The following is an 11,584-nucleotide window of genomic DNA, read 5'->3' on the forward strand; positions in this document are numbered from 1 at the left end:
TCATTCCGTTAAGACAGTTGTCCTGAGCATACCCGGCAGGCTATTGTTCTGGCAGAGCGGCTACCTTATGCGCGGTATAAGAGAAACTTTTATGACAACACTGAACCTGGGAAATCTGGCGACCTTCCGGCTGGTCGTACAGCGCGGCAGCTTTTCTGCCGCCGCCGACGCGCTGGGGATCTCCCAACCTGCCGTCAGCCTGCAGGTACGTCAGCTGGAGCAGTTTTTACAGACCAGGCTGCTGGAGCGAACCGGACGTGGGATCAAGGCGACGGCGGCGGGAATGGCATTGCTGGCCCACAGCGAGCAGATCGATCGGGCGGTGAATAGCGCGGTGCAGTCGGTCAGCGCATTCAGTCAGGAGGTTAATGGATCGTTGACGCTGGGGACTGGCGCGACGGCCTGCATTCATCTTCTTCCACCGCTGCTGCAGCATCTTCGTCAGCAGCACCCGCTGCTGACGGTGGGGGTGACCACCGGCAACACGCTGGATATCGTCCGCGCGGTGGAAGAAAACCGGCTCGATCTCGGGCTGGTCACGCTGCCCGTGCAGGGGCGCAGTCTGGCGGTGACTGCGATGTTAGATGAGGAGTTCGTGACCATCTATGCCAGCCGCGAGACGGAGATGCCGGCGGTTTATACTCCCGCCGAGCTGCAGGCGCAGCCGCTCATTGCCTTCGAGGCGGGTAGCGGCACGCGGGATCTGATTGACCGCTGGTTCCGCTCGGCGGGACTGGCGGTGACGCCGGTAATGCAGTTGGGGAGCATCGAGGCGATTAAGCGCATGGTGCGGGCAGGGCTGGGCTACAGCATCGTGCCCCGCATGGCGGTGGAGCGGGTGGAGGATCGCGACGGATTACGCGTACACTCGCTGGCGCCGCGGCTATACCGACAGCTGGCGGTAGTCATGCGTCAGGACAAAATTGTGACAAAAGGTATCGCTGAAATGCTGCGCCTGCTGCATACCGTGCGCTTATAAATCGCCGACGGCAAAATTACCGCATCAAAGACAGTACTTCAGCAGCGAGCGGCTCTGCCTGCGGAGTGTGGCGCTTGCAGTATTAGAATCAAAAGATTACTCGCGGGGGGAGGGTTCGACGGTGAGCGATGACTCCTGCGACGCTTTTTTATCCTGATGATGGTACCAGGCGCCGATGGAGGAGTAGACAAAGCGTCCAAAGAAGAAGAGAAAGCTGATAAGCAGTACGATACGGGTCATGCGACGGTTAAATCGATGTCGTTTACGCATACTGGGTGCCTGACTCACAAAAGGATCCTTGAAGTATACCCGAAGATGGGCGATGGGGGTATTAAGGCACAGGAACGAGATGGGGTCAATTGATGCAGATGTAAAAGTGCGGCAGTGAAAACATTAATTAATGTTATATAAGATAATCGTCGTATTTACATGCTCACTTTATTAGCCGTGAAATGTCGGGAAAAATAAGATTTATTAATGTTGGTGTCAGCATTTGTTGATTTATATCAATAGTCTCCTTCTCTTGGCCACTAAAATCAGCGGACGTTACCGTGTCGTTATTATTTACGCGGTCAGCATGGGTGGTTGGATGCCTGCCTGAATATGCCTCGCGGGAGCAGAGGCACTCTGTAGAGCACCTATGAATTTATTAAAATACTATCAACAATATCGCGACAAGTGGTGGGCTTTACCGCTCGTTCTGCCTGCGCTGTTATTACCGGTCGCCAGATGGGCGAATACCTACACCATGCTCAATGGTCATATGGTATTTTTGTATTATCTTCCCCTGGCGCTGGTGCTCAGCCTGATGATGTTTTTTGGTTGGGCGGCGATCCCTGGCATTATTATTGGCCTGCTGTTAACTCTGGCCCACGGCATGATGCTTGAGCAATCCATCGGTGTACTGTTCCATTTCCTTATCCCCTGCGTGCTCTGCTGGGGCGGCTACCGCATTTTTGTCCCCCAGCGTCAGCAGGTCTCACACGGCAACGTCCGACTGATGCCGCATCGTCTGTTCTGGCAAATGCTGCTCCCCTCGGTCATTTTTCTGATTTTGTCACAGATTGCCGAATATCTTGGACTCCATCCGCGCACAACGGAAATGACCGGCGTTACGCCATTTAGTTTACGTTCATTAATCACCTTTCAGGCGCTAATGGTAGGGTGCCTGACCGGCATGCCGCTGTGTTATTTTGTGTTACGGGTCATTCGTAATCCTTTTCATTTACGCGGCTTTATTTCTCAGGTTCGCTTACAAATTGATCCAAAAATAAAAAAAATTGAAATTATTTGCTGGGCGACGGTATTAATTCTGCTACTGTGGCTATTATTGATGCCGCTTAATGATAGCAGCACCATATTTAGTACGAATTATACGTTGTCATTGCTGATGCCGGTGATGCTCTGGGGTGCCATGCGTTTTGGCTATCGCTTTATCTCACTGATCTGGACGCCGGTGCTGATTGCCGTGATCCATTTTCATTACCGTTACTTACCAATTTACCCAAGCTATAACACCCAGTTGGCGATCACGTCATCAAGCTATCTGGTATTCTCGTTTATTGTCGCCTATACGGCGATGCTGGCGACACAGCAGCGGCTGATCTACGCTCGCGTCCGGCAGATGGCCTTCCTCGACCCGGTGGTTCATATGCCGAACTTGCGGGCGCTGAGCCGGGCGCTCAACGGCACGAGCTGGTCGACGCTCTGTTTTCTGCGCATTCCTGAGCTTGAACTGCTGGGGCGCCACTATGGGGTACTTTTGCGAATCCAGTATAAGCAAATGCTGGCGAACCACCTGAGAACGCTGCTGCAGCCCAACGAAGCGGTATATCATCTTGCCGGTCACGATTTAGTGTTCCGTCTCAATAGCGAAGGGCACCAGGCGCGCATTCACTTAATTGACCGCTCCCTGCGACAGTTCCGTTTCCACTGGGACGGGGTCCCCCTGCAGCCGCGGATCGGCATGAGCTATTGCAGCGTTCGCTCGCCGGTCAAGCATCTGTATTTACTGCTTGGCGAGTTGAACACCATTGCCGACATGTCGTTAGCCAGCGGCCATCCGGAAAATTTACAGCGCCGCGGCGCGGGCCATGTTCAGCAGGATCTGAAAGATAAAGTCGTGATGATGAACCGCATTCTCAAAGCGCTGGAACATGACCATTTTGTCCTGATGGCGCAGCCTATCCAGGGCATTCGCGGCGATCGCTATCATGAAGTGCTGGTGAGGATGGAAGGGGAGTCGGGTGAGCTAACGGGGCCAAACGAGTTCTTGCCGGTGGCGCACGAGTTTGGGCTGTCCACGCGGGTGGATCAGTGGGTTATTGAGCATACGCTGGCCTTTATGGACGCCAACCGGCGGGCGCTGCCCGGTCTGCGGCTGGCGATCAATCTTTCTCCGGTGTCGCTGAGCCGCAGCCAGTTTCCTCAGGAGGTCGAAGCGCTGCTGCAGGCCTACAACATTGAGCCATGGCAGATTATTTTCGAGCTGACCGAGAACTACGCGCTCAGCAATCCCGAGCTGGTCTGCCAGACTTTAGAGCATCTGCGGGCGCTGGGCTGCCGGGTGGCGATCGATGATTTTGGTACCGGCTACGCCAGCTACGCCCGGTTAAAAACAATGAACGTCGACATTCTTAAAATCGACGGCAGTTTTATTCGCAATCTGCTTGCCAGCAGTCTTGATTACCAGGTCGTGGACTCTATTTGTCGTCTGGCGCGTATGAAGAACATGCAGGTGGTGGCCGAATATGTGGAGTCGCCGGAAATACGTCAGGCGGTCATCACGCTGGGGATCGATTATATGCAGGGCTATGATATCGGGGTACCGGTACCTCTGACGCAGTTGGCGGAGGAGATGACCGGCTGAACAGCAAAAAGCCGGGCGTAAGCGCCCGGCTCGGTTGATAGCCAAAGATACGATCAGGCGTCTGGCTCTTCTTCAGCAATCTTCAGCATCCATTCCGGCACGCCTTCCCAGTACTGTTGCTCTTTTTCCAGATCCAGCAGCACCAGCGCATTCTGGCTAAACCAGTTGTGCGGAAACGTCAGCGTCCAGTGGTGAGCTTCCGTCTGCAGGCGCAGCGTCGGCGGCGTAGTGGTAGCCTGACGCTGGTTATTCAGCAGTACGCCCAGGCGCAGTAGCTGAATTAGCGGCAGAAACTGCTTTTTCCTGAATAGCGTAAAGCGCGGCAGATCGTCGAGCTTGATCGCTTTGCGATGATAGCGTACGAGGGTGGCCATCAGCATCTGCTGCTCCTGATTGAAGCCCGGCAGGTCGCTATTTTGGAGAATGTAGGCCGAGTGACGATGCATGCCGCTGTGGTTGATATTCAGCCCTACCTCATGGAGCATCACCGCCCATTTCAACAGCGCCGCGAGGTGCGGATTGGCCAGCTTGGGATTCTGCTCCTGCCACTGCTCCAGCATCTGGGTGGTAGTTTCCAGTACCCGGCGCGCCTGTTCGCGATCGATGTTGTACTGATTTGCCAGACTCTGTGCCGTGCGGCTACGAATATCCTGGTGGCGGAAGCGGCCTTCCATCTCGTACAGGACACCTTCGCGCAGCGCGCCATCGGACAGACGAAGTTCTTTGATGGCCAGCGCGTCAAACACACCGCAGAGGATCGCCAGCCCAGGCGCAAAGACCGCTTTACGGTCTTCTGAGAGACCGGGCAGACTGAGCGCGTCGAAGTTTTTATGCTTCAACAGCTCATTTACCAGCATCTCGAGGCGCTCCGGCGTAATAAATCCGTCCTTCTCGCCCATCGCCACCAGCACTTCCTGGGCGGCTTTAATGGTGCCGGAGGCGCCCAGCGCTACGGTCCATCCCTGAATACGGAACTGCCAGGCCAGCGTCTCCAGTTTCTGCACCGCCGCCAGGCGCGCGCGCTGGAAGTTCTCTTTATTGATAACGCCGCCAGGGAAATAGGCCTGCGAGAAGCTCACGCAGCCCATGCGGCGGCTTTCCACCAGGCGGGGCTCAAAATCTTCGCCAATGACCAGCTCGGTTGAACCGCCGCCGATATCAATCACCAGCTTGCGGCCGCGCTCCGGCTGCGTGTGCTCAACGCCCATAAAAATCAGGCGCGCTTCTTCATTACCGGAGATGATCTCGATCGGGTAGGGGATCACTTTTTCCGCGCGTTTAAGAAACTCCGCCGCGTTGGTCGCCTGACGCAGCGTATGCGTCCCGACGATACAGACGCTGGAGGGGGAGAACCCCTGCAGGCGTTCGGCAAAAAGCGACAGGCAGTTCAGCCCACGGGTCATGGCTTCTTCGCTCAACACCGAGTTTTCATCAAGGCCATCGGCCAGATGTACGCGCTGTTTCAGGCGTCCGATGATCTGCATGGCGCCGTCGACGACACGGGCGATCACCATATGAAAACTGTTCGAACCAAGGTCAACCGCAGCGAACTCCTGCGGCCGAGGGGTGTTATCGTTTATTGGCATAGGTTAGTCGGGTTGTTCGAGTGATTTGAGATAATCGTAAATCGCCATTTGCGCGCGCACTTTACGGCGATTGCCGCGCGGCACATAGCGGTTACTCAGTTCTTTATCAAGATAGCGCGCTTTTACCGTATCGTTGAACAGGATATCAAAAATATCCAGCACCCGCTGCTTCAGACGCGGATCGAGCAGCGGAGCGGCAACTTCGATGCGATAATCGATGTTACGCGTCATCCAGTCGGCAGAGGAGAGCCAGACCTGTTTATCGCCACCGTTTTCAAAACAGTAGACCCGGTCGTGCTCGAGGAAACGGTCCACAATACTGATGACGCGGATATTTTCGCTGATACCTTCCAGACCCGGGATCAGCGAGCACATGCCGCGGATCAGCAGATTAACCGGCACGCCGGAGCTGGAGGCGGCATACAGTCGGTCCACCAGACCTTTATCCACCAGGTTGTTCAGCTTCAGCGTAATCCCGGACGGTTGCCCGTTTTGCGCATTGGCGATCTCGCGATCGATCATCTCATACAGCAGACGACGCGAGTTCTGCGGCGACACCAACAGGTAGTCGAAGCTAACCGGACGATAGGGGTTCTCGATAAAGTTAAACACCCGGCGGACTTCATTGGTAATGCGCGCATCGGCGGTTAACAGCGAATAGTCGGTGTAGATCCGCGCCGTCTTCTCGTTAAAGTTACCGGTGCCGATGTGGGCGTAGCGCACCACCTCATCGCCTTCTTTACGCGAGATAAGGAACAGCTTGGCGTGGATCTTCAGACCTGGCGCAGAGAAGATAACGTGGACTCCCGCTTCCGTCAGGCGTTTCGCCCAGTGAATGTTAGCCTCTTCATCGAAGCGCGCCTGCAGCTCCACCACTACGGTGACTTTCTTACCGTTGTGGGCGGCGTGGATCATCGCGTCAATAATGCGCGAATCCTTGGCCACGCGGTAAATGTTGATTTTGATCGCCAATACGCTGGGGTCGAAGGAGGCCTGACGCAGCAGCTCCAGCACGTGCTCAAAGGTGTGATAGGGATAGTAGAGCAGCACGTCGCGTTCGCGAATGGCGTCGAAGCCGTTGCGGAATTTATCAAACCACAGATGACGCAGGCGCGGCATGGGTTTATTGACCAGATTGGCCTTACCGACGTTCGGGAAGCCGATAAAGTCTTTAAAGTTGTGATAGCGGCCGCCCGGCAGCATTGAGTCGTAGTTGGAAATGGAGAGCTTATCGCGCAGCATTTCGACCATCGCATCCGGCATATCGCGCTGGTAGACGAAGCGAACCGGCTCGGCGGTCAGGCGCTGCTTGAGGCTGGAGGACATCAGCTCCATCAGGCTCGACTCCATCTCATGCACCAGATCGTACTCGGCGTCACGGGTCATCTTCATCGAGTAGGCGTTCAGCGCATCGTAATCAAAGAAGCCTTTAAAAATATCGTCCAGGCAATAGCGCAGGATGTTATCCAGGAGGATCATTGGCTTGCGGCGACGCGGCGCTTCCGGCGGCAGGTTCACGAAGCGCGGCACTTTATCCGACGGTATTTCCAGCAGAGCATAGTTGATGTTTTCCCCGCGGATAATCTCTACCGCCAGATAGGTGTAATCATCTTTCAGGAACTGCACGAGGTCCGTTTCGCGGTTGATCAGGATCGGCGAGATATGCTGGCGTAAATACTGCTTGAAGTAGTTGCGCAGCCAGGCCTGCTGATTGACGGACAGCTGGCGCTCGTTGATCAGGAAGATCTGGTTACGCGCCATCTCCAGCAACAGTTCATTATACAGACTATCGAATTCCTGATCGGCCTTCAGAACGCGGGCCTGAATTTTGCCTAACAGGTGGCGAGAATGGGCGGTACTGCCTTGTTCTTCACTGATAATAATCCGGCGCTTCAGCTCAGCGAAGCGCACTTTGTAAAACTCATCCAGGTTGTTGGAGTAAATCCCTAAGAAGCGCATGCGCTCAATCAGCGGGTTACTCTTGTCCGCCGCTTCCTGCAGCACGCGTTCGTTAAAAGACAACCAGCTGAGTTCTTTTTCGATGTATAGCTTTTCCTGGCCCATTACCGCTCACACTCCGTTTTACTCACAGGACGTAGACTATTATGACGAATTTTTCTGCATAGCGATTTACTGTGTCACAACAATATGACAGTAAGAAGAATTATTTCTGTGAGATGTTTGATTAGTAAACACTTTTAATTAAAAAAAAGCCCCGCGATGTGCTCATGCGGGGCTGGTTGTTCATTCGTCGGCGGCATAGCCCTGCGGGGGAAGCTGTCGCTCATCCAGCCAGGCGTGGTTGCCTGCCATGCGCAGACGTCCATCGACGAACCAGCTGATGACCAGCGGATAAATGGCATGTTCCTGGGCCTGAACCCGCGCCGTGATTTCCTCCTCGCTGTCGCCAGCGAAGACCGGCACCTTGGCCTGCAGGATAACCGGCCCACCGTCCAGCTCATCGGTGACGAAGTGCACCGAGGTACCGTGCTCCTCGTCACCGTTCTCCAGCACCTGACGATGAGTATGCAGGCCAGGATACTTCGGCAGTAGCGAGGGATGGATGTTCAGCAGACGTCCCTGATAGTGGCTGACGAACGCCGGGCTAAGGATACGCATATAGCCTGCCAGCACCACCAGATCCGGGGCGTAGGCGTCGATTTCATGCATCAGCTGACGATCGAACGCTTCCCGGTCGGCAAACTGACTTTGCGCCAGCGCATGGGCCGGGATGCCGGCCAGGCGCGCGCGCTCAAGGCCGAACGCATCAGCCTTGTTACTGAATACCGCACGCAGGGTGCCGTTTATCTGTTTCCGGCCGCAGGCGTCGATGATCGCCTGCAAATTGCTGCCGCTACCGGAAATCAGCACCACGATGTTTTTCATGCAATGACCACACGCTGTTCGGAATCGGAGGCTTTGATATACCCGATTTTCCACGCGTTTTCACCTTTGTCATTCAGCAGGGCAATCGCTTTGTCCGCTTCCGCTGCCGGCAGGGCGATAATCATCCCTACGCCGCAGTTAAAGGTACGGTACATTTCATGCTGGCTGACGTTACCGGCGGTTTGCAGCCAGTTGAAGACGGATGGCCACTGCCAGGAGGACTCATCGATGATCGCCTGGGTGTTATCCGGCAGCACGCGCGGAATGTTTTCCCAGAAGCCGCCGCCGGTCAGGTGGGCAATAGCGTGGACGTCAACGCTGGCGATCAGATCAAGCACCGATTTCACATAGATGCGGGTTGGCGCCAGCAGATGGTCGGCCAGCGGTTTACCGTCAAGGTCGGTAGTTTGTGGGTCAACGCCGCTAACCTCAATGATCTTACGCACCAGCGAATAGCCGTTAGAGTGCGGGCCGCTGGACGCCAGCGCCACCAGCACGTCGCCATCGGTCACTTTGCTGCCGTCGATGATTTCTGATTTTTCCACTACCCCGACGCAGAAACCCGCCACGTCGTAATCTTCGCCGTGGTACATCCCGGGCATCTCTGCGGTTTCACCACCGACCAGCGCGCAACCGGACTGCAGGCAGCCTTCGGCGATGCCGTTGATGACGCTGGCTGCGGTATCGACGTCCAGTTTACCGGTGGCGTAATAATCCAGGAAAAACAGCGGCTCAGCGCCCTGAACCACCAGGTCGTTCACGCACATGGCGACCAGGTCGATACCGATGGTGTCGTGACGCTTCAGATCCATTGCCAGACGCAGCTTGGTACCGACGCCGTCGGTGCCGGAGACCAGTACCGGCTCGCGGTATTTCTGCGGCAGTGCGCACAGCGCGCCGAATCCGCCCAGTCCCCCCATCACTTCCGGGCGACGGGTTTTCTTCACCACGCCCTTAATACGGTCGACGAGAGCGTTGCCTGCATCAATATCCACGCCGGCATCTTTATAGCTGAGAGAGGTTTTATCGGTCACTGCGAAGTCTCCACGCGTTTGCGGTAAGCAAGAAAAATCGGCGCAATTCTAACAGGGAAAGCAAACGTTTGCGAGCCTGCTTTACAGTTGGCGTAAAACCGCTGATGAATGGTTAAATTTGATACTGCTCACGAAAATGAAACCGGGTACAGTCTGGTGCTTGCCTCTACGTAAAGGAATCCCCATTATACGACTGAAACCGGTTTCCGTGTTGGTTTGCCACGCATTTTGTCGGTGATTGACGCGGGTCAGGAGAGGGATGAATGAAGATTGCGGCATTTGATATCGGTGGCACCGCGTTAAAGATGGGCGTGATGGCCCGCGACGGCAGGCTGCTGGAAACCGCCAGGCAGTCAATCAATGACAGCGATGGCGATCGGATCTTACAGGCAATGCTGTCGTGGCTGGCGGCCCATCCGTCGTGTGAAGGAATAGCCATCAGCGCGCCGGGCTACATCGATCCGCACAGCGGTTTTATCACCATGGGCGGCGCTATCCGTCGATTTGATAACTTCGCCATGAAATCGTGGCTCGAGACGCGAACCGGGCTGCCGGTCTCGGTGGAAAACGACGCCAACTGTGTGCTGCTGGCCGAGCGCTGGCAGGGCAAAGCGGCGGAGATGGCCAATTTTCTGGTGCTCACTATCGGTACTGGCATCGGTGGGGCGATTTTCTGCCAACACCAGCTGATCAACGGGGCGCGTTTTCGTGCCGGCGAATTCGGCTACATGCTTACCGACCGTCCCGGCGGACGCGATCCTCGTCGCTATTCAATGAATGAGAACTGCACTCTGCGGGTGCTGCGCCATCGCTATGCGCAACATATTGGCGCGCCGCTGGATAGCGTGACAGGCGAACTGATTTTCGACCGCTGTGACGCCGGCGACCCGGTTTGTCAGCGTCTGGTCGCCGAGTTCTTCAATGGCCTGGGCCATGGCCTTTATAACCTCGTCCATATCTTCGATCCGCAGACCATTTTTATCGGTGGCGGCGTTGTGGAACGCCCAGGATTTCTGACGCTACTGCGCCAGCATCTGGCCTGGTTCGGCATTGCCGACTATCTCGATACCGTCAGTCACGGTAACGATGCCGGCCTGATTGGCGCGGTTTACCATTTTAATCAGCTGTATCGTTCGCCAGACGACGATCGACATTAGGGAGAGACTATGTCCGGATTTAAAGCAGGTTTTCTGTGGGGCGGCGCGGTCGCAGCGCATCAGTTAGAGGGCGGCTGGCAGGAGGGCGGCAAGGGGATCAGCGTGGCGGATGTGATGACCGCCGGCGCCCACGGCGTGCCGCGGGAAATTACCGACGGCGTGGTGGCCGGGAAAAACTACCCGAACCATGAGGCGATCGATTTTTATCATCGTTATCCACAAGACCTGGCGCTGTTTGCCGAGATGGGCTTCAAATGTTTTCGCACCTCGATTGCCTGGACGCGTATTTTCCCGCAGGGCGATGAGCTGGAGCCCAACGAGGCTGGCCTGCAGTTTTATGATGATCTGTTCGACGAATGCCTGAAACACGGCATTGAGCCAGTCATTACGCTGTCGCATTTTGAAATGCCTTATCACCTGGTCACCGAGTACGGCGGCTGGCGCAACCGCAAGCTAATCGACTTTTTCGTGCGCTTTGCCAGGGTCGTCTTCACCCGCTATCAACATAAAGTGAAGTACTGGATGACCTTTAACGAGATCAACAACCAGGCCAACTTCCATGAGGACTTTGCCCCCTTCACCAACTCCGGTTTGAAATATTTGCCGGATGAAGACCGGGAACCGGTGATGTACCAGGCCGCGCACTATGAGCTGGTGGCCAGCGCCCTGGCGGTGAAAGCGGCGCGCGAGATCAACCCGGCGCTGCAGATTGGCTGCATGATCGCTATGTGCCCCATCTATCCGCTGACCTGCGCCCCGGACGATATGATGATGGCGATGAACGCCATGCACCGCCGTTACTGGTTTACCGACGTCCACGTGCGCGGTCGCTATCCGCAGCATCTGCTCAACTATTTTGCCCGCCGCGGCTTTACTCTGGATATCACCGAAGCCGATCGTCAGGCGTTAACCGAGGGCTGTGTCGACTACATTGGCTTTAGCTACTATATGTCGTTCGCTACCAAAGCCACCGAAGACAACCCCTTGCTTGATTATGATGAAACCACCAGCCTGGTCTCCAACCCGTACGTCAAAAAGTCGGACTGGGGCTGGCAGATTGACCCGGTCGGCCT

Annotated in this window: 9 protein-coding genes; 4 read left to right on the forward strand and 5 right to left on the reverse strand. The window is 55.7% G+C overall.

The annotated features are described in order from the left end of the window. The first annotated feature begins 67 nt into the window (after window positions 1-67). Window positions 68-979: a LysR family transcriptional regulator gene (locus tag HMPREF3140_RS06830; protein WP_004221278.1), complete on the forward strand. Its 912-nt coding sequence runs from the start codon at window positions 68-70 to the stop codon at window positions 977-979. Window positions 980-1,075: 96 nt separating this feature from the next. Here the strand turns inward: HMPREF3140_RS06830 and HMPREF3140_RS06835 are convergent, their stop codons facing one another. Continuing rightward, on the reverse strand, window positions 1,076-1,249 hold the full coding sequence (locus HMPREF3140_RS06835) for a YfgG family protein (protein ID WP_004174861.1): 174 nt from the start codon (window positions 1,247-1,249) through the stop codon (window positions 1,076-1,078). 370 nt (window positions 1,250-1,619) lie between these two features. Here HMPREF3140_RS06835 and HMPREF3140_RS06840 point away from each other — a divergent pair, with 370 nt between their 5' ends. Then, window positions 1,620-3,848: a sensor domain-containing phosphodiesterase gene (locus tag HMPREF3140_RS06840; protein WP_016530313.1), complete on the forward strand. Its 2,229-nt coding sequence runs from the start codon at window positions 1,620-1,622 to the stop codon at window positions 3,846-3,848. A gap of 53 nt (window positions 3,849-3,901) precedes the next feature. On the opposite strand, the gene ppx is transcribed toward HMPREF3140_RS06840, so the two are convergent. From ppx to purM, 4 genes are all read right to left on the reverse strand, one after another. Next, window positions 3,902-5,434: an exopolyphosphatase gene (ppx, locus tag HMPREF3140_RS06845; protein ID WP_002913839.1), complete on the reverse strand. Its 1,533-nt coding sequence runs from the start codon at window positions 5,432-5,434 to the stop codon at window positions 3,902-3,904. A 3-nt stretch (window positions 5,435-5,437) separates the two neighbouring features. Next, window positions 5,438-7,498, reverse strand: a complete 2,061-nt coding sequence (gene ppk1, locus HMPREF3140_RS06850; RefSeq protein WP_002913838.1) for a polyphosphate kinase 1 — start codon at window positions 7,496-7,498, stop codon at window positions 5,438-5,440. Window positions 7,499-7,678: 180 nt separating this feature from the next. Further along, the gene (gene purN / locus HMPREF3140_RS06855) at window positions 7,679-8,320 is read right to left on the reverse strand and encodes a phosphoribosylglycinamide formyltransferase (RefSeq protein WP_004145656.1); all 642 of its coding nucleotides are present in this window, start codon (window positions 8,318-8,320) and stop codon (window positions 7,679-7,681) included. Next, window positions 8,317-9,354 (reverse strand): phosphoribosylformylglycinamidine cyclo-ligase, encoded by a 1,038-nt coding sequence (gene purM, locus HMPREF3140_RS06860; RefSeq protein WP_002913836.1) that lies wholly within the window; start codon window positions 9,352-9,354, stop codon window positions 8,317-8,319. The genes purN and purM overlap by 4 nt, the downstream gene beginning before the upstream one ends. Before the next feature lie 263 nt (window positions 9,355-9,617). Here purM and bglK point away from each other — a divergent pair, with 263 nt between their 5' ends. Next, window positions 9,618-10,511 (forward strand): beta-glucoside kinase BglK, encoded by an 894-nt coding sequence (gene bglK / locus HMPREF3140_RS06865; protein ID WP_032423573.1) that lies wholly within the window; start codon window positions 9,618-9,620, stop codon window positions 10,509-10,511. A 9-nt stretch (window positions 10,512-10,520) separates the two neighbouring features. Continuing rightward, window positions 10,521-11,584, forward strand: a 1,064-nt coding sequence (locus HMPREF3140_RS06870; RefSeq protein ID WP_049118296.1) for a 6-phospho-beta-glucosidase, incomplete at its 3' end; no start/stop codon positions are given.

Source organism: Klebsiella sp. HMSC16A12, from assembly GCF_001808265.1.
GTDB classification, from domain to species: domain Bacteria; phylum Pseudomonadota; class Gammaproteobacteria; order Enterobacterales; family Enterobacteriaceae; genus Klebsiella; species Klebsiella pneumoniae.

Coding starts and splice junctions, on each gene's coding strand:
- HMPREF3140_RS06830 (WP_004221278.1), top strand. CDS start 68: ATGCGCGGTATAAGAGAAACTTTTATGACAACACTGAACCTGGGAAAT.
- ppk1 (WP_002913838.1), bottom strand. CDS start 7,498: ATGGGCCAGGAAAAGCTATACATCGAAAAAGAACTCAGCTGGTTGTCT.
- purN (WP_004145656.1), bottom strand. CDS start 8,320: ATGAAAAACATCGTGGTGCTGATTTCCGGTAGCGGCAGCAATTTGCAG.
- ppx (WP_002913839.1), bottom strand. CDS start 5,434: ATGCCAATAAACGATAACACCCCTCGGCCGCAGGAGTTCGCTGCGGTT.
- HMPREF3140_RS06840 (WP_016530313.1), top strand. CDS start 1,620: ATGAATTTATTAAAATACTATCAACAATATCGCGACAAGTGGTGGGCT.
- bglK (WP_032423573.1), top strand. CDS start 9,618: ATGAAGATTGCGGCATTTGATATCGGTGGCACCGCGTTAAAGATGGGC.
- HMPREF3140_RS06835 (WP_004174861.1), bottom strand. CDS start 1,249: ATGCGTAAACGACATCGATTTAACCGTCGCATGACCCGTATCGTACTG.